Here is a 21,662-nt window from a genome sequence, read left to right as displayed (position 1 = left end):
TCAGACCCTGCGGTACTCCAGCTCCGGCCGCCCCGGCGAGCCGTAGCGCGGGGCGCGCTCGGCGACTCCCGAGTCGGCGAGGTGCTCGAGGTAGCGCCGTGCGGTGACCCGCGAGACATCGAGCCGGGCGGCGAGCTCGCCCGCGGAGAGGCCGACCGGGCCGAGCAGCGCGGTCACCGCGTCGAGCGTCTCCGCCGAGAGCCCCTTCGCCAGCCCGGGTGCGTTGGAGGTCCGCAGCGCCGCGAAGGCGCCGTCGACCTCGTGCTGGCTCGCGACGTCGGCGCCGTGCATCCGCTCGCGGTACTGGCGGTAGCTGGCGAGCTTCGCCGCGAAGACGCTGAAGACGAACGGCTTGATCAGGTACTGCACGATCCCGGCGGCGACGGAGGCGCGCACCACGGCGGCGTCGCGCACGGCGGTGATCGCGATCACGTCGACGTCCAGGCCCGCGGTGCGCACGGCACGGCAGAGGTCGAGCCCGCCCATGTCGGGCAGGTTCATGTCGAGCAGGATCAGCGCGATCGCGGGATCGGCGCGCAGGGCCCGGATCGCCTCCGCGCCGCTGCCGGCCACCGCCGCGACCTCGAAACCCTCGACGCGCCGGACGTAGTCGGCGTGCGCGCTCGCGGTCAGCGGCTCGTCCTCGACGACGAGGACGCGGATCGGCGCGGCGGTCACCGGGTCGCCCCGGCCGGGTCCCGCAGCGGCAGCTGCACCGTGAACACCGCGCCGACGTGCCGGGTCACCTCGATGCTCCCGCCGAGCCGCTGCACCACCTGCCGCACCAGCGCGAGGCCGATGCCGCGGCCGAACGCGTCGGACTCCTTCGTCGAGTAGCCGCGCGCGAAGACGTCGGCCGCCTCGGCGACGCCGGGTCCGCTGTCGGAGACCTGCAGCACCAGCTCGGCGCCCTCGGCTCCCGACGCCTCGGCCAGGCCGAGGTAGACCTCGACCCACGGCTCGCGGTCGGCGGCGGAGGAGGCGGCCGCGTCGAGCGCGTTGTCGATCAGGTTGCCGAGCACGGTCACCAGGTCGCCGGGCTCGAAGCCCTGGGAGCCCGGCTCGAGGTGCGTCTCGAGGTGCAGCTCGACCCCGCGCTCGCGGGCCTGAGCGGCCTTGCCGAGCAGCAGCGCGGCGATCACCGGCTCCTGCACCGAGCCGAGCACCCGGTCGGCCAGCCGCTGGCTGAGGTTCAGCTCGCCCGCCGCGAAGGCGAGCGCCTCCTCGGGTCGGCCGAGCTCGATCAGCGAGGCGATGGTGTGCAGGCGGTTGGAGAACTCGTGGGTCTGCGAGCGCAGCGCGTCCGAGAGGGTGCGCATCGACTCCAGCTCGCCGGACACCCGCTGCAGCTCGGTGCGGTCGCGGAGCGTCGTGACGGTGCCGAGAGGCCGGGCACCGGGGGAGGCGGCCGGTCGCTCGTTGACCACGAGGATCCGCTCGTGCGCCACGACCAGGCGGTCGGCGACCGGCTCGTCGGCGAGCAGCACCGCGCGCAGGGCGTCGGGGAGGTCGAGCTCGGCCACGGGCACCGGGATCGACACGCCCTCGAGTCCGAGCAGCTCGAGCGCGTGGTCGTTCGCGAGCACGAGACGGCCGCGGTCGTCGACGAGGAGCAGCCCCTCGCGCACCGAGTGCAGCACCGACTCGTAGTAGGCGAAGACCTGGCTCATCTGCTCGGGCCCCCGGCCGCCCGTGACCCGGCGGAGGTAGCGGGCGAGCAGCCAGGAGCCGATGCCGCCGAGGGCCACCGCGCCGAGCACGCCGCCGGCGACGACCTGGAGCCGGGGGAGGAAGGAGGCGTCCACCCGGCTCAGGGTCACGCCGGCCGACACCAGCGCGACGACGGTGCCGTCGGCGCTCTCGATCGGGGCGACGGCGCGCACCGAGGGGCCGAGGGTGCCGGTGTAGGTCTCGGTGAAGGTGCGGCCCTCGAGTGCCGGGGCGATGGTGCCGATGAACGGCAGGCCGATCTGCGCGCGGTCGCGGTGGGTGTAGCGGGTGCGGTCGGGGTTCATGATCGTGAGGAAGTCGACGCCGGTGTCGGCCATGATCTCCTCCGCGTAGGGCTGGAGCGAGGCCGACGGGTCGGCCCCTTGCGCCGCGTCGAGGACGAACGGGTTGTCGGCGACCGTGCGCGCGACCACCAGGCTCCGCTGGGCCGCGTCGTCGCCGGCGCGCCCGCGGGCGTCGAACGCGAGGACCAGCACCGCGATCGCGCCGATCACGAGGATGCAGATCAGCTGCACGGCGAACAGCCGCGCGGCGATGCTGCCGCGGGGGCTCGTTCCGGGCATCCGACCTCCTCGTCCGCGACCTGGACCGCGATGTCCGTGAACAGCTCGGTGTCCGTGAACAGCTCGGTGTCCGTGAACAGTATGAACGCAACATCGGCCGGGCGGACCGCGGGGGCGAGCATCGTCTCACCCCCTCCCAGCTCGACGAAGAGACAGGACACGCGCATGGCGAAGACGCCCGGCGGCCCCGACCGGCCCCGCACCGACAGGCTCAGCCCCTCCCTCACCCCCGTGAAGACCCGCCGGCGGATCGACCGCAACCACTGGCTCTACATCGCCGTGATCATCGCGGTCGTCGCCGGCGTGATCGTCGGCCTCGTCGCCCCCGCGTTCGCCGCGACGCTCGAGCCCGTCGGCAAGGCGTTCGTGGGCCTCATCAAGATGATGATCGCGCCGATCATCTTCTGCACCATCGTGATCGGCATCGGCTCGATCGCCAAGGCCGCGACGGTCGGCAAGGTCGGCGGCCTCGCGCTCGGCTACTTCATCGTGATGTCGACCTTCGCGCTGGCCATCGGCCTGGTCGTCGGCAACATCCTGCACCCGGGCGAGGGCCTCGACATCTCGAGCGCCACCTACGACACCACCGACCTCAAGGCGGAGTCGACCAGCGACTTCATCCTCGGGATCATCCCGGTCTCGCTGTTCTCCTCGCTCGTGGACGGCAGCATCCTGCAGACGCTCTTCGTCGCCCTCCTGGTCGGCTTCGCGCTGCAGAAGATGGGCGCCAAGGGCCAGCCGATCCTCGGCGCGATCAAGCAGCTGCAGGTGCTGGTCTTCCGCATCCTCTCGATGGTGCTCTGGGTCGCCCCGATCGGCGCGTTCGGCGCGATCGCCGCGGTGGTCGGCAAGACCGGCTGGGGCGCGGTCGTCGCCCTCGCCACCCTGATGATCGGCTTCTACCTCACCTGCGCGATCTTCGTGGTCGTCGTCCTCGGCCTGCTGCTGCGCCTGGTCACCGGCGTCAGCATCTTCTCGCTGATGAAGTACCTGGCCCGCGAGTACCTGCTCATCGTCGGCACCTCCTCCTCCGAGGCCGCTCTGCCCCGCCTGATCGCCAAGATGGAGCACCTGGGCGTCTCCAAGCCCGTCGTCGGCATCACCGTCCCGACCGGCTACTCCTTCAACCTCGACGGCACCGCGATCTACCTCACGATGGCCTCGCTCTTCATCGCCTCGGCGACCGGCGCCCCGATGTCGATCCCGGAGCAGATCGGGCTCCTGCTCTTCATGATGGTCGCGTCCAAGGGCGCCGCGGGCGTCACCGGCGCCGGCCTCGCCACCCTGGCCGGCGGTCTGCAGTCCTTCCGTCCCGACCTGGTCAACGGCGTCGGCGTCATCGTCGGCATCGACCGCTTCATGTCGGAGGCCCGCGCGGTCACCAACTTCACCGGCAACGCGGTCGCGACCCTCCTCGTCGGCACCTGGACCAAGCAGATCGACATGGTGCAGGTCCGCGAGGTGCTCGGCGGCCGCGCCCCCTTCGACGAGGCCACCCTCGGCGCGGACGAGCACGAGGCCCCCGCCTCCGGCACCTCGATCACCGAGGGCATCGCCTCCATCCAGGACTCGGACGAGGCCGAGCGCACCCGCGCGGAGCTGAGCGCGAAGCGCTAGCCGGCGCAGCCACATGCTGGTCGAGCAGCCGCGGAGCGGCCCCCTCATGCTGGTCGAGTAGCCCCGCAGGGGCGTATCGAGACCCACCGTCTGCACCACGGTGGATCTCGATACGCCCGCTTCGCGGGCTACTCGATCAGCATGAAGGGACCCGCCCCGCGGGCGGCTCAGCATGAAGGGACCCGCCCCGCGGGCGGCTCGACGGCGGGGCGCCGCACAACATCAGCTGAGAAGGGTGGGCCTCCGCTGTCAGGGGATGCCCCCTCGTCTCAGCTGATGTTGTGCGGCCACATGGTGGTCGAGCAGCCGCGGAGCGGCGTATCGAGACCCGCCGTCCTCAGCAGGGCGGTCTGCGGACTCGTCCTGCCGGCGGTGGTGGATCTCGATACGCCCGCTTCGCGGGCTACTCGATCAGCATGAAGGGGGCGCGCTGCGCGGGCTACTCGATCAGCATGAAGGGGGGCCCGCTGTGCGGGCTACTCGATCAGCATGAAGGCGCAGGCCGCGCGACCAGCATGTGCCGTCAGCGTCAGTGGCGGCGGACGCCCAGCAGTGGCAGCGTCACCGCGCAGAGGGGGCCGATCAGCAGGGCGAAGGCGAGGGTGCCGAGGCCGACGTCGCCGCCGAGGGCCCAGCCGATCAGGAGCACGGTGAGCTCGACGCCGCCGCGGGCCGCCCAGATCGGCAGCCCGAGGCGGTGGTGGAGCCCGGTCATCAGGCCGTCGCGCGGGCCGGCGCCGAGGCGGGCGCCGATGTAGATCCCGCTCGCGACGGCCAGCAGCACCAGCCCGCCGGCGAACAGCAGCGCTTTCCCCCACCACTCGGCGGGGACGGCGAGCAGCTCGATCCCGACGCCGATCGTCGTGCCGACCACCAGCACGTTCAGCACGGTGCCGAGGCCGGGTCGCTGCCGCAGCGGGATCCAGAGCAGCAGGACGAGCAGTCCGATCACGTTGGTGAGCAGTCCGATCCCCAGTCCGGTCTGGCGGGCGACGCCGAGGGCGAAGACGGTCCACGGGTCCACGCCGATCGACGCGCGGATCATCATCGCGTCGGCGAAGCCGTAGAGCACGAGCCCGACCAGCAGCCGCGGCACGGGTCGCAGCCGCCACTGGCTCACCGGGGGAGCGGGGACGGCGAGGGGCGCGGTGATCGTCATGCCGAGAATCCCATCGCAGGGGTGGCCTTCTTCGCGCGGTCCAATCCGGCTATCTTGGACGCATGGCTGATGTCCACTTCGGCGTGCGCGCCCTGCAGACCCTCCTCGGCGACTGGCGCGAGCAGCGCGGCACCCGCCCGGCGTACCTCGCCCTCGCCGACCGCATCCGCCTGCTCAGCATCGACGGCCGCATCCCGACGGACAGCCGGCTCCCCGCCGAGCGCGAGCTGTCGGCGCGGCTCGGCGTGAGCCGCACCACCGTGGCCGCCGCCTACCGCGAGCTGCGCGACAGCGGCTACCTCGTCAGCGTCCGAGGCTCCGGCAGCGCGACCCGCCTCCCCGGCGCCGCGGTGCACGCCGTGCCGACCCTCGCGCCCGACTTCGTCGACTTCACCAAGGCGGCGCTGCCCGCGGTGCCCGAGCTCGCCGAGGCCTACGCCCGTGCCGCGCGCCTCGCGCCGGAGTACTTCGAGGACGGCTCCTACGACACCGTCGGCCTGCCGCTGCTGCGCCGCGCGATCGCCGAGCGCTACACCCGCCGCGGGCTGCGCACCGAGCCCGGCCAGATCATGGTGACCATCGGCGCGCAGCACGCGATCGCGCTCGTCGCCCGCACCCTGCTCGCCCGCGGCGACCGCGCCCTGATCGAGGCGCCGACCTACCCGCACGCCTACGAGGCGCTCCGGCTCGCCGGCGCCCGCCTGGTGCCGGTCAACGTGGACGGCGCCGACGGCTGGGACGGCGAGGGCCTGATCGCGGCGATCCGCGGCACCAGCCCGACGCTCGCCTACCTGATGCCCGACTTCCACAACCCGACCGGCCGCTCGATGGCCGTCGACCTGCGCGAGCGCGCGATCGCGGCCGCCGCGCGCCAGGGCACGCTGATCATCGCCGACGAGACCACCGCCGAGCTCGACATCGACCGGCGGATGTCGCCGCTGCCGTTCGCCTCCTACGGGCCCGAGGGCACGGTGATCTCGATCGGCTCGGTCGGCAAGACGCTCTGGGGCGGCATCCGCATCGGCTGGATCCGCGCCGAGCGGAGCGTCATCCGGAAGCTCGTCGCCGCGCGCTCGGCCGGCGATCTCGGCAGCCCGATCGTCGAGCAGCTCCTGGTCGCCGACATGCTCGGCCGGATGGACGGCGTGCTGGAGCTGCGCCGCGAGCAGCTGCGGGCCGGCCGCGACCACCTCGAGGCGGCGCTCGCCCGCGCGATCCCGGAGTGGAGCGTGCCGCGGGTCTCCGGCGGCCTCTCCACCTGGGTCGGCCTCGGCCGCCCGGCCAGCTCGCAGCTGGCGCTCGCCGCCCGCACCTCGGGCCTGCTGATCACCGCCGGCCCGCGCTTCGGGATCGACGGCGCCTTCGAGCGCTTCCTGCGCATCCCGATCGGCTACTCGCCGGAGATCACCGACCGGGCCGTGGACGCGCTCGCCGTCGCCTGGAGCCAGGTCGCGCGCCACCCGGCGGCCGACACCGGCTACCTCGCCGACGTCGTCTGATCCTCCAGGTCCTCCCGGAGGGGGACGAATACTCAGCCAGCTGATGGAAGACTCACGGCGTGCATCTCCTCGCGGTCCTCAGCATGAAGAACCGGGCGCTCATCGCGCTCGTCACGGTCGTCATCGCCGTCTTCGGCGGCGTCGCCCTCACCGGGCTGAAGCAGGAGGTCGCGCCGTCGATCTCCTTCCCGCAGCTGGCGGTGATCTCGAGCTACCCGGGTGCCGCTCCGGAGGTGGTCAACGACGACGTCTCGACGCCGATCGAGACCGCCATCCAGGGCGTTCCCGGGCTCGAGACGACCAGCGCGACCTCGTCCACGAACTCGTCGCTGATCTCCGCCTCCTTCGCCTACGGCACCGACCTGGCGACCGCCGAGCAGAAGATCCTGCAGGCGATCAACCGGATCAAGAGCACGCTCCCGGACGGCGTCGACCCGCAGGTCGTGACCGGCTCGTTCGACGACCTGCCGGTGCTGCAGCTCGCCGTCTCCAGCGACGGCGACGCGAAGGCGCTCGCCGACCGGCTGCGCACGAGCGTCATCCCGGACCTGGAGAAGGTGGACGGCGTCCGCGAGGTCGCGCTGGTCGGCGAGAGCGCCCAGCGCGTCACGATCACCCCGGACGACACGGCGCTCGCCGCGGCGGGTCTCTCGACCGCCGACATCCGCACCGCGCTGCAGCAGAACGGCGTGCTGGTCGCCGGCGGCGAGATCACCCAGGACGGCAGCACCTTCTCGGTGCAGTCCGGCGTCAAGCTCGACTCGACCGACGCGATCGCGGCGCTGCCGCTGATCCCGTCCGCGAGCGCTGCGGCCCTCGCTCCCACGGCGCCCGCCACCGCCCCCACCCTCGGCTCCGTCGCCACCGTCGCCGTCACCGACGCCCCGATCACCTCGATCTCGCGGGTCAACGGCCAGCCGGCGCTGACCCTCTCGATCACCAAGCTCCCCGCGGCGAACACCGTCGAGGTCTCCACCGGCGTCACGGCGCTGCTGCCGGATCTCGAGGCGTCGCTCGGCGAGAACGCGACCTTCACCTCGGTCTTCGACCAGGCCCCCTACATCCAGGACTCGATCGAGTCGCTCGCGCAGGAGGGGGCGCTCGGCCTCGTCTTCGCGGTGCTCGTGATCCTGCTGTTCCTGCTCTCGGTGCGCTCGACGCTGGTCACCGCGATCTCGATCCCGACCTCGGTCCTGATCACCTTCATCGGCCTGCAGACCGCGGGCTACACGCTGAACATCCTCACCCTGGGCGCGCTGACGATCGCGATCGGCCGCGTGGTGGACGACTCCATCGTCGTGATCGAGAACATCAAGCGGCACCTGGACGCGGGGGAGGAGCGCGCGGCGACCATCGCGGTCGCGGTGCGCGAGGTCGCGGGCGCGATCACCGCCTCGACGATCACCACGGTCGCCGTGTTCCTGCCGATCTCGTTCGTCGGCGGCACGACCGGCGAGCTGTTCCGGCCGTTCGCGCTGACGGTGTCGATCGCGCTGCTCGCCTCGCTGCTCGTCGCGCTGACGATCGTGCCCGTGCTGGCGTACTGGTTCCTCCGGCCCTCCAAGCGCCCCGGCGTGCGCGAGGCGGCGCAGGCGGCGCTCGCCGAGGAGCGCGGCGCAGCGGGCGAGACGGCGGCCGCGGCTCCCGAGGCCGAGCCCGAGCACGCGCGCCACAGCGCCCGCGCGACGCCCCGCCGCGCGGCGGGCCTGCAGCGGGTCTACGGCCCCGTGATCGCCTGGACCCTCCAGCACTCCGTCGCGACCGTCCTGCTCGCGCTGCTGGTGCTCGTCGGCACCGGCGCGCTCTACCCGCTGATGAAGACGAGCTTCCTCGGCGCGAGCGGTCAGAACACCTTCACCGTCACCCAGACCGTGCCCGACGGCCAGAGCCTGGACGCGCAGGACGCGACCGCGCAGCAGGCCAGCGCGGCGATCCTCGAGGTCGGCGGCGTCGAGACCGTGCAGCTCTCGATCGGCTCGGCGGGCGGCGGGCTGCAGAGCGCGTTCGGCGGCGGAGGCGGCGGCACCTCGATCCGCTACTCCGTCACCACCGACGAGTCGGCCGACCAGGAGACCGTGCAGGCCGACGTCCGCACGGCGCTCGGCTCGGTCGCCTCGGCCGACGACATCAGCGTCGCCGCCTCCTCCGGCTTCGGCGCCTCCTCGAACATCGAGGTCGACCTCTCCACCGCCTCGCAGAGCGACCTGCAGAGCGCGAACGACGCGCTGCTCGCGGCGCTGCGCGGCACCGACGGGATCAGCCAGGCCGAGAGCAACCTCTCCTCCTCGCTGCCCTACATCGCAGTGCGAGTCGACCGCGCCGCCGCCGCAGACGCCGGACTCACCGAGGTCGCGGTCGGCACGCTGGTCAGCCAGGCGCTGCAGCCGACGCAGACGGGCAGCGTCGTGATCGACGACCGCACGCTCTCCGTCTACCTCGCCGACGCGCAGCCGCCGGCCACCCTCGACGAGCTGTCGGCGCTCGAGATCCCGACGCGCACCGGCACGGTGCCGCTCACCTCGCTCGCCGTCGTCGAGCAGACCGACGGGCCCGCGAGCATCACCACCGAGCGCGGGCAGCGCACCGCCACCATCACGGTGACCCCGGAGGGCGACGATCTCGCCTCGGCGAACGTCGCGGTGCAGAGCGCGATCGACGACACGGAGCTGCCGGCCGGCGTCACCGCCTCGCTCGGCGGCGTCACGGCCGACCAGAGCGACGCGTTCTCGCAGCTCGGGATCGCGCTGCTGGTGGCGATCCTGATCGTCTACGTCGTGATGGTCGCGACGTTCCGCTCGCTCCTGCAGCCGCTGCTGCTGCTGGTGTCGGTGCCGTTCGCGGCGACCGGCGCGATCCTGCTGCAGGTGCTCACCGGCGTGCCGCTCGGCGTGCCCTCGCTGATCGGCGTGCTGATGCTGATCGGCATCGTGGTCACCAACGCGATCGTGCTGATCGACCTGGTGAACCAGTACCGCGAGCGGGGGATGCCCGTGCGCGAGGCGCTGCTGCACGGCACCGAGCGGCGGCTCCGGCCTATCCTGATGACGGCGCTCGCGACGATCTTCGCGCTGCTGCCGATGGCGCTCGGCATCACCGGCCACGGCGGCTTCATCTCGCAGCCGCTCGCGATCGTCGTGATCGGCGGCCTGGTGTCCTCGACGGTGCTCACGCTGGTGGTGCTGCCGGTCGTCTACAACCTGGTCGAGGGGTATCGTGAGCGGCGGCGTGCCGCCCGCGCCGGAGAGGCGTCGGCATGAGCGACACAGGATTCAGCACCCCGGCAGTGGAGACCACGGCCGCGGAGGTCGTCGCCGCGGCCCCCGAGACGATCGGCTCCCGCTGGACGAGCGGCCCGGACCGCGCCGCCCGCGCGATCGCCGAGGTCGGCCCCGAGCGCTTCGTCGCCGCGGACCACCGGCCCGGGACCATTCGACACATCGTGCTGTTCCGCTTCCGCCCGACGGCGCTCGTCGCCGAGGTGGACGGCGTGATCGCGTCCTTTCTGGCGCTCGGCGAGGAGTGCCTGCGCGACGGCCGCCCGTACATCGTCTCGATCGAGAACGGGCCGCAGCTCAGCACCGAGGGCGCGGGCGAGGGCTTCGACCGCGCGTTCCTGCTGACCTTCGCGTCCGAGGGCGACCTCAACTACTACATCGGCCGCCCGGCGGTCGACGGCCCCGGCCTGTTCGATCCCGCGCACGACGCCTTCAAGGGCCTCGTCGGCCCGCTGCTCGACACGGCCGGGGTGGTCGCCTTCGACTTCCGTCCCGAGCCGTTCGACGCCGGCGCGCTCGCGGGCTAGGCGCGGGAGCGCGCGCGATGGCGACCCCCGACTTCGTCCTCCGGCTCCGCGAGCAGGTGGGCACCGAGCTGCTCTGGCTGACCGGCGTCACCGCGGTGATCGTCCGCGAGGAGCCGGTCCGCCAGGTCCTCCTGGTCCGGCGCGCCGACACCGGCGCCTGGACCGCGGTCACCGGCATCATCGACCCCGGCGAGACGGTCGCCGGCACCGCGCGGCGCGAGGCGCTGGAGGAGGCGGGCGTCGAGATCGAGGTCGAGCGCGTCGTCTGGCTGCACACGCTGCCGCCGATGGAGTACCCGAACGGCGACCGGGCCCAGTACCTCGACCACGTGCTGCGCGCCCGCTACCTCTCGGGCGAGGCGCACGTCGCCGACGACGAGTCGACCGAGGTCGGCTGGTTCGCCCCGGACGCGCTGCCGCCGATGAGCGCCGAGCACCGCGAGCGGATCAGCCGCGCACTGTCCGACGAGACGGCCTGCGCCTTCGACTGAGCGCGAGCGCCTTCGACTGAGCGCCGGCGCCTTCTCAGACCTGCTCCGAGACGAGCACGGCGCTCGTCCCGGGCTCGAGGGCGTCGAAGACGTGCGGCTCGTCGCCCGGGTAGGACAGGCAGTCGCCGGGCGCGAGCTCGACCGGGGCGTCGGCCGGACCGGCCAGGGCGCGTCCGGTGGAGAGGATCAGGTGCTCCACGGTGCCGCGGGCGTGCGGCTCCGAGTTCCGCGCGGCTCCGGGCTCGGCGGTGAGGCGGTACACGTCGCGGCGGGCTCCCGGCGGGCAGGCGCTGAGCAGGGTGGCCGCGGAGTCGGCGGCCGCCGAGGCGCTGCGCGGGCCGTCCCCGGCGCGGATCAGCTGCACGGCGCGGCGCGGCGGCTCGACCAGGTGCGAGAACGGCACGCCGAGCGCGCCGCCGAGCGCCCAGAGCGTCTCGAGGCTCGGGTTGCCCTCGCCGGCCTCGAGCTGCGAGAGCGTCGACTTGGCGATCCCGGCGCGGCGGGCGATCTCGGAGATGCTCAGGCCGAGGCGCCCGCGCTCGCGGCGGAGTGCAGAGGCGACCAGGTCGCGGGGTGAGACGGCGTCGGTCATCGCACCGAGCGTGCGAAGCAGACGCCCGACGCGTCGCCCACGTGCGCGCCGAAGCCGTCGATCTCGGTGAAGCCGAGCGCGCGGGCGGCGGCGAGGGCCGCCTCCGCCTGGACCGGCACGCGGAAGCGGAGCGTGCGGATGCGCTGCACGCTCGCGTAGGAGAGCGCCGCGGCGACGAGCCGGCGGGCGACTCCGCTCCGCCGCGACTCCGGGGCGACCTCGAGGGCGAGCAGCTCGGCGAAGTCGTCGGGCCCGGGCGTCAGCGCCAGCACGCCGATCGGCTGCTGCGTGGCGCCGTCGCGGGCGACGAGGAGGCGGGCGTGCGGCGGAAGCTCGGCGGTGAGCAGCGAGGCGAGCGCTCCCGTCCCCGGCCGCTCCAGCCGGACGACGACCCCGGCGGTCACGACGACGGCGCCGCGGCCGACTCGGTCTGCTCGGCGGGCTCGAGCGAGAGCGTCTGCTCGGCCGGCGCGTCGAGCTGCTCGTGCAGGAAGTCGACGACGGTGCGGCGGAGCGAGTCGTCGAGCATCGCGATCGAGTGCCGGGTGCCGGGCACGAGGACGAAGTCGACGCTCGCGCCGGCCGCGTCCAGCGCTTCGGCGAAGTCCTGCGACTGGCTGAGCGCCACGCGCTCGCCGGCCGAGTGGGCGATGAGGAACGGCGGCTCGGAGCCGTCGACGTGCGCGATCGGCGAGGCCTCACCGGCGGCCGCGCAGTCGTCGAGGTCGGCGCAGTCGAGGTAGCCGCGGACCGCCGCGCCGACGCCGACGATCGGGTCGTCGTCCGCCAGGCCCGCCGCCGTGAGATCCGCGGGGCCGCTGAGGTCGACGACCGCGGTGAGGCGCGAGGTGCCGGCGTCGTCGGCCGTCAGCGCGTCGTCGGTGCCGAGCAGCGAGACGAGGTTGCCGCCGGCCGAGCCGCCGAACGCGGCGACCCTCGACGGATCGATCCCGAAGCGCTCGGTCTGCGCCGGCTCGAGGATCCAGTCGAGGGCGGCCGAGACGTCCTCGATCTGCGCGGGGAAGACGTCGGCCGGGGCGAGGCGGTAGTTCACCGAGACGGCGACGAAGCCCTCGGAGGCGAGCCACTGGCAGAGCGGGCGCCAGTTGGGGTCGGCCTTGTCGCCGCGGGTCCAGCTGCCGCCGTGCACGACGAGCACCGCGGGGAGGGCGGCTCCGGCCGCGGCGTCGACCGGCGAGCAGACGTCGAGCGCCTGGCCGGTCGCCTCGTCGTAGACGAGGTCAGCAGTGACGGGGATGTCGTCGTACGCGGTGACCGCGGCGACGCCGGCCGCCTGGGCGACGGGCTGCGAGACCGGGGCGCTCGAGCAGCCGGCGAGGCCGACCGCGAGCAGCGTCAGGATCGCCGACGAGAGGGCGATCGGTCGCGTGGGTCGGCTGGGCTCGCGCATGGGTGAGGCGAGCATAAAGGAGAAGGCGGCGCCCGCCTAGAGCGACCCCGCGATCAGGGGGTGGACAGCGGGACCGGTGGCCGTTCGTCCGACTCCAGCGGCTCCGGTGCGACGGCACTAGGCGCCTCCGCCTGCAGCCGCACCAGCACCACGCCGACCAGGATCAGCGCCCCGCCGCCGAACTGGATCGGCGCCGGCAGCTCGCCGAGCAGGGCCCAGGCGGCGACGATCGAGAACAGCACCTCGGTCAGCCCGACGAAGGAGGCGATCCGGGTGCCGAGCCGCGAGCCGCCCTCGATCCCGAGCAGGTAGGCGAGCACCGTGGACATGCCGAGGATGACCGCCGCGGGCAGGAACCACGGCACCTCGTTCCCGACGAAGACGACGTCGCCGAAGGTCGCCCGCAGCGGCACGAGCCCGGTGACGCCGAGCACGAGCAGGAGTCCGGCGCCGACCGTCATCGCGCCCGCGGTGAGCGCGATCGGCGGCAGCTCCGGATCGATCCGGCCGGCGATCACGTAGTAGACGCAGAGGCCGAGCGACGCTGTCAGCGCCCAGGCGACGCCGACGAGCTCGGGAGTGGATTCGCCCGAGAGGTCGAGCACGAGCACGAGACCGGCCAGTGCCAGCGCCGAGCCGGCGAGCGTGAAGCGCCCGGGGTGGCGGCGGGTGCGCGCCCAGGCGAAGAGGACGAGGAACACCGGAGCGAGGTACTCGATCAGGAGCGCGACGCCGACCGACATGTGCTCGATCGCACTGTAGAAGCAGAGCTGCGCGGCGATCACGGCGAAGACGCCGTAGAGGCCGACCGTGCCGAGGTTGCGGCGGAGCACGTGCCAGCGGCCGCGCAGCGACAGCGCGGCCGGGATCGCGAGGATCAGCGCCGCACCGCCGGCCCGCCAGAGCACGGCGGCGGAGGGACTCCAGCCCGCCTCGAGCAGCGGCTTCACGAAGGGCCCGCCCAGGCCGAACGCGGCGGCGGCCGTGAGGGCCAGGAGCAGGCCGGAGCCGAGCTGCCGCGGTGGCGCAGTGGGAGTCACGTCAGCCTCTTTCAGGAGTCAAAGTCGTTATGCTCGTGACAGTACTGAGCGAACGTGTCAGGAGTCAACATGGTCTTCGCCTATGACGTGGAAGCGGCACTCACCTCGACGGCCGTCCTCGTCAACACCCTCCCTGAGCTGTCGCAGTCCGGCGAGGACGAGATGGCGTCGATCGAGCAGCTGGACGAGTTCCTGCTGGACAACCGCTACACCGGCAGCCGCGACGGCTCGACCGCCGAGCTGGAGGCGGTGCGCTCGGTGCGCGCGCCACTCCGCTCGCTCTGGCGCAGCCGCGCCGAGGAGGACATGGTCGCCGTCGTCAACGGGATGCTCGAGGACGGCCGTGCGCTGCCGCAGCTGGTGCGGCACGGCATCTTCGGCTGGCACCTGCACGCGACCCGCGACGAGAGCCCGCTGGCCACCCGCATCGTGGTGGAGGCGGCGATGGGCTTCGTCGACGTGATCCGCGGCGACGAGCGCGACCGCATCCGGATCTGCGCGGCGGACGACTGCGAGGCGGTGCTCGTCGACTTCTCCCGCAATCGCTCGAAGCGCTACTGCGACACCGGCAACTGCGGCAACCGCGCGAACGTCGCGGCGTACCGGGCGCGGCGGGCGTCGAGCTGACTGCGCTGCGGCCAGGCGGTGCCCTAGCCAGCGCCCGGGGTCGCGTGTAAACTCCCCTGGTCGGCTCTTGACTCCGTGCGTCGCCGCGCGGATGGGTTTGTCAGTCAAGCGGGCCGGATCTCCGACAGTCGTCGCGAGATGAATCACATGTGTGAATCGGCCCCGGTCAGCGTCTCAGAGCAGCGACTCACCCGGGTTCCCGCAGCGCCCTGTCCGTTCGCACCCCACGAGGGTGATCGATCGGCGTGTGCCTGCTCGCGCAAGACCTGAACCCAGGAAGCAGCCATGCCCAAGAACAAGAAGCCCGCCGGCGGACGCCCCGCCAAGAACTTCGAGCCCAACCGCTTCGGCGCCTCGAGCGGCAAGTCCCAGCTCGGCGGCCGCCCGCGCTTCGCCGCGCCGAAGACCGGCTCCCGCAGCGAGGGCCACCGCGGCTACCGCCCCGTCGACGAGAACGCGCCCAAGAAGGCGCGCTGGAACGCCGAGGAGCGCGCCGCCAAGCTGACGGAGCGCGGCGAGACCCGCGGCGAGTCCCGCAGCTACGACCGCGACGACCGTCCGGCCCGCTCGTACGACCGGACGGACCGCCCCGCGCGCTCGAACGACCGCGACGACCGTCCGGCGCGTTCTTACGACCGCAGCGACCGCCCGGCGCGCAGCTTCGACCGCGACGCGCGTCCGGCCCGCTCCTACGACCGGACCGACCGTCCGGCCCGCTCGAACGACCGCGACGACCGTCCGGCGCGTTCCTACGACCGCACCGACCGCCCCGCGCGCAGCTTCGACCGCACGGACCGCCCGGCCCGCTCGTTCGATCGCGACGCGCGTCCGGCCCGCTCGAACGACCGCGACGACCGTCCGGCCCGTTCCTACGACCGCACCGACCGCACCGACCGCCCCGCCCGCAGCTTCGACCGCACGGACCGCCCGGCCCGCTCGTTCGACCGCGACGCCCGCCCGGCCCGCACGAACGACCGCGACGCCCGTCCCGCCCGCAGCTTCGACCGCTCCGACCGCCCGGCCCGCAGCTCCGACCGCACCGAGCGCCCGGCGCGCGGCTTCGACCGCGGCACCGAGCGCCCCGCCCGCGGCGGCTACGACCGGAACGACCGCGGCCCGCGCCGCGACTCCGGCTCGGACTTCTACCCCAAGCGCGACGGCCGCGCCTCGCACCAGGCCGACGACGTCGTGCTCGAGCGCCTCGAGGCGACCGCCACGCTCGCCGTCGACGTCGAGGGCGTCAGCTTCGGCGACCTCGGTCTCGGCGCGAACATCGTCCGCCAGCTGACCCAGATGGGCGCGGCCTCGCCGTTCCCGATCCAGGCCGCGACGATCCCCGAGGTCCTCGCCGGCAAGGACGTCCTCGGCCGCGGCAAGACGGGCTCGGGCAAGACGATCGCGTTCGGCGCCCCCGTCGTCGAGCGCCTGATGGAGAACGACGGAGCCAAGGGCCGCAAGCCCGGCCGCGCCCCGCGTGCCCTCATCCTCGCGCCGACCCGCGAGCTGGCGATGCAGATCGACCGCACCATCCAGCCGATCGCCCGCTCCGTGGGCCTGTTCACCGCGACGATCTTCGGCGGCGTGCCGCAGTACAAGCAGGTCGGCGCCCTCCAGCGCGGCGTGGACATCATCATCGCCACGCCCGGCCGCCTCGAGGACCTGATCGAGCAGGGTCGCCTCGACCTCTCGACCATCACGGTGACCGTCCTCGACGAGGCCGACCACATGTGCGACCTCGGCTTCCTCGAGCCGGTGCAGCGCATCCTCCGCCAGACCAAGCGCGGCGGCCAGCGCCTGCTGTTCTCGGCCACCCTGGACAAGGGCGTCGCGACGCTCGTCGACGAGTTCCTCGTCGAGCCGAGCGTGCACGAGGTCGCGGGCGAGGACCAGGCGTCCTCGAGCATCGACCACCGCGTCCTGCTGATCGAGCACCGCGACAAGGGCGCGATCATCGAGGAACTCGCGGCGCGCGCCGGCAAGACGCTGATCTTCGCCCGCACCCGCGCGTTCGCGGAGCAGCTCGCCGAGCAGCTCGAGCACGCCGACATCCCGGCGACCAGCCTGCACGGCGACCTCAACCAGTCGCGCCGCACGCGCAACCTCGCGCTGCTGACCAGCGGCCGGGTCGACGTCCTCGTCGCGACCGACGTCGCCGCGCGCGGCATCCACGTCGACGACATCGACCTGGTCATCCAGGCCGACGCCCCCGACGAGTACAAGACCTACCTGCACCGCTCCGGCCGCACCGGCCGCGCGGGCAAGAAGGGCACGGTCGTCACGCTGATCACGCGCAACCGCCGTCACCGCATGGAGGAGCTGCTCGAGCGCGCCGAGATCCGCGCCGACATGATCCAGGCCTACCCGGGCGACCGGGTGCTGGCCGAGATCAGCGCCGGCGAGTAGTCGCCGTCTCCCTGCTCGCGCAGGAACGCCGAAGGGCGGACACCCGGTGGGTGCCCGCCCTTCGGCGTTTCAGGGGTGCGATCCGAGGATCGCGCCGGCTCAGGAGGCCGGGGGGGTCAGAACGGTGTCGATGAGGTAGACGGTCGCGTTGGCGGTCTGGACGCCGCCGCAGATGACCTTCGAGTCGTTGACCATGATGTTGTCGCCGGAACCGGTGACGGTGACGTCGCCGCCCTGGACGGTGGCGTGCGTGCCGTCGATGTCGTCAGGGGCGATCTGGCCGGGGACGACGTGGTAGGTCAGGATCGAGGAGAGCGTGGCCGCTCCCTCGGGGGTCTTCAGCGTCTCGAGCGTCGCGGCGTCGAGCTTGGCGAACGCGTCGTCGACGGGGGCGAAGACGGTGAACTCGGCGCTGTTCAGCGTGTCGACGAGGTTGACGTCGGGGTTGAGCTGACCCGAGACCGCAGCGGTCAGGGTGGTGAGCAGCGGGTTGTTCGACGCGGCGGTGGCCACCGGGTCGAGGGCCATTCCGCCGACCGAGCCGGCGCCGTCCGGGACCTGCTCGGCGTACGCGGCGCAGCCGGAGCCGACGAGGTTGGCGGCCGGGTCCATGGTCGCCATGGGGGTGGCGGACTCGGTCATCATCGGGGTCGACATCTCGGAAGCGGTGTCGCTGGCGGCGTCGGTGGTGCCGGCGCCGGACGAGCAGGCGGTGAGGCCGAGGGCGGCGGTGCCGAGCAGGGCGAACGCGGCGAGGGTGGTGCGCTTGGTGGATCGCATGGGGATGCTCCTTCGTGATACGGCCCCCACGGGATGCGGAGGACCTGGCTGTGTGTGGACCGTTTCGCGGCCGTTGAACAGTCTTCGGAGCCCTCCCCGAGGGGGTTTGGAATCGATCGGAGCAATCCGGTCACGGGTTCATAACGGCGGAGGCAGGGCGATTACCCTGGATGTCGGTCCGCGCACGCTGTGCGGCACGAGAGACCAGTGGCACGAGAGACCAGGAGTCGAGCAGGTGCAGACGCGCAGGGCACGGACGGCACGCGGAGTCGTCGCCGCCGTCGCCGCGACCGCGACCGCCGCCGCCTCGCACACCCTCGCCGGCGCTGAGGCCCCCGCTCCGGCGATCCTCGCGCTCGCCACCGCCTTCGCGGCCGTCGTCTGCGTCCTGCTCGCCGGTCGCACGCTCTCGCTCGCGCGCCTCGCGGTCGCGGTGCTGCTCAGCCAGCTGGCCTACCACTCCCTGTTCCTGGTGACCGGCGGTGGCGGCGACGTCAGCGTCGTGGGCGCCACCGCCGGCGGCCACTTCCACGGCGGCGGAACGGTCGAGCTGATCGCGGGGGCGTCGGGTCACGCCGCGCACACCCCGCTGATGCTCCTCTCGCACCTGGTGGCCGCCGTCGTCACCGTCGCGGCGCTCCGCCACGGCGAGCGCGTCTTCTGGACCCTCGGCACCGCAGTGCTGCGCGTCGTCGTGCGCCTGGTCGCGCGAGCGTCCGCCCTGCTGGCGCCGCTCGGCGCCTCGGTGGCCGTCCTCGGCGCCGTCGAGCCGAGCGCGCCCCGCGCCCTCGACGCGGTCCTGCGGGTCCTGCGGCACCGCGGCCCGCCCGTGCGCGCCCTGCTCGCCGTCTGACGTCCTGCCCGCTCGAGTGGGCCGTGTCCGCCGGTGAGCCCGCGCGCACCGCGATCCCGCGCTGCGCCCTCACCCTTCTCGGTGCCGCCCTCTCACGGCTGCGCCGACTCCCGCTAGGACTCCTCACGATCATGACCACCACCCGCACCTCTTCCTCCTCTGCCTCCGCCTTCTCCTCCCGCATCCGCCTCGTCGGCGGCGGTGCTCTCGTCGCCGCGGGCTCCGTCGCCCTCGCGCTGGCCGCTCCGACGGCCGCGAGCGCGCACGTCACCGCCGCGGCGTCGAGCACGGCCGCCGGCTCGTACACGGTCGTCACCTTCTCGCTCGCCCACGGCTGCGAGGGCTCGCCTACCACCGGGCTCAGCATCACCATCCCCGAGGGCATCAACTCGGTCAGCCCGACCGTGAACCCCAACTGGGACGTCGTGAAGAACGAGGTCGAGATCGCCGACCCGGTGACCGACTCGCACGGCAACACCGCGACCCAGCGCGTCTCCGACGTCGTCTACACCGCGAAGACCGCGCTCGCGGACGGCTACCGCGACACCGTCTCGCTGCAGCTGCAGCTGCCGGAGGACGCGGCCGGCTCGACCCTCGAGTTCCCGGTGCTGCAGACCTGCGAGACCGGCTCGACTGCCTGGGACCAGCCCACCGTCGAGGGCGAGGACGAGCCGGAGCTGCCCGCGCCGACCGTCGCCGTGACCGCGGCGATGGAGGGCTCCGGCCACCACGACGACGACGGCGACGGTGACGACGCGGTCGCGACCACCGCCTCCGCCACCACCGCGGCCGGCCAGAGCGACGACGTGCTCGCGCGCGTCCTCGGCGTCGGCGGACTCGTCCTGGGCGCTGTCGGCGTCGCCTTCGGTCTCGCCTCGCGCCGCCGCAGCCCGAAGGCGTCCGCGTGACGGTCGCTCACCGGAAGGGCGGACGCCTCGTCCTCGCCGCCGCCGCGATCGGGCTGATCGGCTCGGTCGCGGTGGCGGCGCCCGCCAGCGCGCACAACTACCTCGTCTCGACGACGCCCGCCGTCGACTCGACGGTGACCGAGCAGCCCGGCACCCTCGCTCTGACGACCAATGACGACCTGCTGGTCCTCGGCAACGACGGCGCCGCGGCTGCCCTCCGCGTCGTCGGGCCGGACGGCCTCTACTACGGCGACGGCTGCGTCAGCGTCGTCGGACCGGAGGCGTCGATGCCGCTCGAGCTGGGCGCGGCCGGTGCCTACGAGGTGACCTGGCAGGTCGTCTCGACCGACGGGCACCCCGTCTCCGGGCAGTACGGCTTCGACTGGCAGCCGGGAGCGGACGTCGCCCTCGCCGAGGGCTCGGAGTCGGTCCCCGACTGCAACGGCACCGTCGCGGTGTCCGACGCCTCGGCGCCGTCCGCCGACGAGGCCGAGGCGGCGACGGGGTCGGACCCGGCGCTGCTCGGCGACGTGCTGTGGATCGGCGGCGCGCTCGTGGCCGTCGTCGCGGCGATCGGCATCACGCTGCTCGTGCTGCGGAGGCGTCCGCAGAGCTGACCGCGGGGCGGGCCTCCTGCTCTCCTCCCGGGGTCAGCGCAGGAGGCTCGCCAGCGGTCCGCCGTCGAGGTCCGCGAGGATCGCCGCGGCGTCCTCGTAGACCGCGACGGCGCCGGCCTCGCGCAGCTCGTGCTCGCCGGTGCCGCCCGACTGCACCGCGACCGTCGCGAGGCCGGCCCGCTCGGCGGCGAGGACGTCCCAGGTCGCGTCGCCGATCATGATCGCGCGATCGGTCGAGACGCCGGCGCGCTCGAGCGCGATGCTGATCACATCGGGCGACGGCTTCGCGGTCTCGACGTCCTCGCCGCTCGTCACGGCGTGCACCGCGTCGCCGAGGTCGAGGACGTCGAGCAGGATCTCCAGCTCGTTCTGCGGCGCGGACGTCGCCAGCACGATGCGGACGCCCCGCCCGGCGAGCGCCCGGATCAGCTCGCGCGCGCCGGGCAGGAGGGCGATCCGGGCGGACGCCTCGGCGTAGTTCTTCGCGTGCAGACCCTTCACCAGGGTGCGCGCGTCGTCGTCGACGTCGTCCTCGAGGAGCAGGTCGAGCAGCTCCGACGAGTCGGCGCCGATCGCCCGCTGGATCCGCCAGGTCGCGACGTCGAGGTCCGCCTGCCAGAAGGCGCGCGACCACGCCTCCACGTGCAGGAAGTTGGTGTCGGCGAGCGTGCCGTCGATGTCGAAGAGCACGGCGGTCGGTGTCGTGGGCATGTGGGTCGTCCTCTGCTGGTCGTGGAAGCCGAGTGCGGGAGCCGAGTGTCTCACCAGGCCGAAGTGGGAACCCTACGCCTGCGCGCGGGCATCAGCAGGACCCCTTGACTCGTGATCGGCGGGTCCTGACGGGCGACGCCGCGGGAGACTTCGTCGGCGAGGACCTCGAGCCGGGCGGCGCCCTCGAGATCGCCGGGCAGGATCACGCGGTCGTAGCCGAGGTTCACGACGAGGTGCTCGGGTCCGAGTGCCCAGTGCAGTTCGCCGGCGCCCGCGGTGTGCGGGACGACGCTCGCCTTCCTGCCGCGCTCGATGGAGCGGATGCCGACCCGGCCGCGCCAGGTGCCGTGGAGACGGACGAGCAGCGCGTGCAGAGCGGCGACGACCTCCGGGTCCGGCATCCGAGTGTCGGGGGTGGACTCCGGCGGCTCCCACGGCGGCGGGAGCTCGGCGTCCGCGTCGATCTCGAGGGCGACGCGGAGGGTCGCGCCGCCGGTGGAGCGGTCCCAGGACGCGAGTCGCCGCAGCCTCCGCCGGGAGGGATCGGGGACCAAGACGCCCTCGCCGATCGCCGGGATCGCGCCGAGCACCGTCTCGTCGACGATCCCGCGCACGACCCCGGTCACCGTGAGTGCGTTGGGCAGGTCCTGGTGGTGCTCCTCCGCGTAGCGGGCCGGACCCGTCGGTCGGGCCGGAGAGGCGAGAAGCGACCAGGCGACCCGATCCCCGACCGCGAACGGCGCGCCGCAGCAGTCCATCTCCCAGCCCTCGCGGACGACCTCGATCAGGCGCGTCGAAGAAGCGATCATCTGTGCCCCCGATCCCGTTCTCTCGCTGAAGACGTCCCCCTTTCGATCC

The 21,662-nt window shown here is 73.3% G+C and carries 20 protein-coding genes; 10 read left to right on the top strand and 10 right to left on the bottom strand.

What is annotated here, in order from left to right:
* Positions 1–678: a response regulator gene (locus EDF43_RS00550; protein ID WP_173287141.1), complete on the bottom strand. Its 678-nt coding sequence runs from the start codon at positions 676–678 to the stop codon at positions 1–3.
* On the bottom strand, positions 675–2,294 hold the full coding sequence (locus tag EDF43_RS00545; protein WP_132434784.1) for a sensor histidine kinase: 1,620 nt from the start codon (positions 2,292–2,294) through the stop codon (positions 675–677). The genes EDF43_RS00550 and EDF43_RS00545 overlap by 4 nt, the downstream gene beginning before the upstream one ends.
* 165 nt (positions 2,295–2,459) lie before the next feature.
* Between EDF43_RS00545 and EDF43_RS00540 the strand changes: the two genes are divergently transcribed.
* Positions 2,460–3,911, top strand: coding sequence for a cation:dicarboxylase symporter family transporter (locus EDF43_RS00540; protein ID WP_123734922.1), 1,452 nt, complete (start codon positions 2,460–2,462; stop codon positions 3,909–3,911).
* Positions 3,912–4,440: 529 nt separating this feature from the next.
* Here EDF43_RS00540 and EDF43_RS00535 read toward each other — a convergent pair.
* Positions 4,441–5,070, bottom strand: a complete 630-nt coding sequence (locus EDF43_RS00535) for a hypothetical protein (RefSeq protein ID WP_347812530.1) — start codon at positions 5,068–5,070, stop codon at positions 4,441–4,443.
* 62 nt (positions 5,071–5,132) lie between these two features.
* Here EDF43_RS00535 and EDF43_RS00530 point away from each other — a divergent pair, with 62 nt between their 5' ends.
* The 4 genes from EDF43_RS00530 to EDF43_RS00515 are packed head-to-tail and all read left to right on the top strand — an operon-like array spanning position 5,133 to position 10,862.
* Positions 5,133–6,569, top strand: coding sequence for a PLP-dependent aminotransferase family protein (locus EDF43_RS00530; RefSeq protein WP_123734923.1), 1,437 nt, complete (start codon positions 5,133–5,135; stop codon positions 6,567–6,569).
* Positions 6,570–6,628: 59 nt separating this feature from the next.
* Complete coding sequence (locus EDF43_RS00525) at positions 6,629–9,826, top strand: efflux RND transporter permease subunit (protein ID WP_132434782.1); 3,198 nt, start codon at positions 6,629–6,631, stop codon at positions 9,824–9,826.
* Positions 9,823–10,371, top strand: coding sequence for a Dabb family protein (locus tag EDF43_RS00520; RefSeq protein WP_132434780.1), 549 nt, complete (start codon positions 9,823–9,825; stop codon positions 10,369–10,371). The genes EDF43_RS00525 and EDF43_RS00520 overlap by 4 nt, the downstream gene beginning before the upstream one ends.
* A 17-nt stretch (positions 10,372–10,388) precedes the next feature.
* Positions 10,389–10,862, top strand: a complete 474-nt coding sequence (locus EDF43_RS00515) for an NUDIX domain-containing protein (protein ID WP_132434778.1) — start codon at positions 10,389–10,391, stop codon at positions 10,860–10,862.
* Between the two features lie 34 nt (positions 10,863–10,896).
* Here the strand turns inward: EDF43_RS00515 and EDF43_RS00510 are convergent, their stop codons facing one another.
* Genes EDF43_RS00510 through EDF43_RS00495 form a run of 4 tightly spaced genes read right to left on the bottom strand, consistent with a single transcriptional unit; the run spans position 10,897 to position 13,905 of the window.
* Positions 10,897–11,454, bottom strand: coding sequence for an XRE family transcriptional regulator (locus tag EDF43_RS00510; protein WP_132434777.1), 558 nt, complete (start codon positions 11,452–11,454; stop codon positions 10,897–10,899).
* Positions 11,451–11,858 carry a GNAT family N-acetyltransferase gene (locus EDF43_RS00505; protein ID WP_132434775.1) on the bottom strand — a complete coding sequence of 136 codons (408 nt, stop codon included), beginning with the start codon at positions 11,856–11,858 and terminating at the stop codon, positions 11,451–11,453. The genes EDF43_RS00510 and EDF43_RS00505 overlap by 4 nt, the downstream gene beginning before the upstream one ends.
* Positions 11,855–12,865 (bottom strand): alpha/beta hydrolase, encoded by a 1,011-nt coding sequence (locus EDF43_RS00500; RefSeq protein WP_165908965.1) that lies wholly within the window; start codon positions 12,863–12,865, stop codon positions 11,855–11,857. Before EDF43_RS00500 ends, EDF43_RS00505 begins: the two co-directional genes overlap by 4 nt.
* 53 nt (positions 12,866–12,918) lie before the next feature.
* Positions 12,919–13,905: a DMT family transporter gene (locus tag EDF43_RS00495; protein WP_132434772.1), complete on the bottom strand. Its 987-nt coding sequence runs from the start codon at positions 13,903–13,905 to the stop codon at positions 12,919–12,921.
* A gap of 69 nt (positions 13,906–13,974) precedes the next feature.
* Here EDF43_RS00495 and EDF43_RS00490 point away from each other — a divergent pair, with 69 nt between their 5' ends.
* Together EDF43_RS00490 and EDF43_RS00485 are read left to right on the top strand one after the other, a co-directional pair.
* On the top strand, positions 13,975–14,532 hold the full coding sequence (locus EDF43_RS00490) for a CGNR zinc finger domain-containing protein (protein WP_132434770.1): 558 nt from the start codon (positions 13,975–13,977) through the stop codon (positions 14,530–14,532).
* Positions 14,533–14,817: 285 nt separating this feature from the next.
* Positions 14,818–16,935: a DEAD/DEAH box helicase gene (locus tag EDF43_RS00485; protein ID WP_132434768.1), complete on the top strand. Its 2,118-nt coding sequence runs from the start codon at positions 14,818–14,820 to the stop codon at positions 16,933–16,935.
* A 99-nt stretch (positions 16,936–17,034) separates the two neighbouring features.
* Here EDF43_RS00485 and EDF43_RS00480 read toward each other — a convergent pair whose 3' ends face one another.
* Positions 17,035–17,715, bottom strand: a complete 681-nt coding sequence (locus tag EDF43_RS00480; RefSeq protein WP_123701880.1) for a fasciclin domain-containing protein — start codon at positions 17,713–17,715, stop codon at positions 17,035–17,037.
* Between the two features lie 235 nt (positions 17,716–17,950).
* Here EDF43_RS00480 and EDF43_RS00475 point away from each other — a divergent pair, with 235 nt between their 5' ends.
* From EDF43_RS00475 to EDF43_RS00465, 3 genes are all read left to right on the top strand, one after another.
* The gene (locus EDF43_RS00475) at positions 17,951–18,568 is read left to right on the top strand and encodes a hypothetical protein (protein WP_132434766.1); all 618 of its coding nucleotides are present in this window, start codon (positions 17,951–17,953) and stop codon (positions 18,566–18,568) included.
* A gap of 131 nt (positions 18,569–18,699) precedes the next feature.
* On the top strand, positions 18,700–19,476 hold the full coding sequence (locus EDF43_RS00470; protein ID WP_132434764.1) for a YcnI family protein: 777 nt from the start codon (positions 18,700–18,702) through the stop codon (positions 19,474–19,476).
* Positions 19,473–20,093, top strand: a complete 621-nt coding sequence (locus EDF43_RS00465) for a copper resistance CopC family protein (RefSeq protein WP_123734935.1) — start codon at positions 19,473–19,475, stop codon at positions 20,091–20,093. The genes EDF43_RS00470 and EDF43_RS00465 overlap by 4 nt, the downstream gene beginning before the upstream one ends.
* A 33-nt stretch (positions 20,094–20,126) precedes the next feature.
* Here EDF43_RS00465 and EDF43_RS00460 read toward each other — a convergent pair whose 3' ends face one another.
* Both EDF43_RS00460 and EDF43_RS00455 read right to left on the bottom strand, forming a co-directional pair.
* Positions 20,127–20,804 (bottom strand): HAD family hydrolase, encoded by a 678-nt coding sequence (locus EDF43_RS00460; protein WP_132434762.1) that lies wholly within the window; start codon positions 20,802–20,804, stop codon positions 20,127–20,129.
* A 50-nt stretch (positions 20,805–20,854) separates the two neighbouring features.
* Entirely contained in the window at positions 20,855–21,613 is a 759-nt protein-coding gene (locus EDF43_RS00455) for a DUF6578 domain-containing protein (protein ID WP_132434760.1), read from the bottom strand.
* Positions 21,614–21,662: the final 49 nt, after the last annotated feature.

It is taken from the genome of Rathayibacter sp. PhB179, from assembly GCF_004345345.1.
Taxonomy (GTDB): domain Bacteria; phylum Actinomycetota; class Actinomycetes; order Actinomycetales; family Microbacteriaceae; genus Rathayibacter; species Rathayibacter festucae.
The sequence above is the reverse complement of the archived record's forward strand: the minus strand, read 5'-3'. Positions and strand labels throughout refer to the sequence as shown.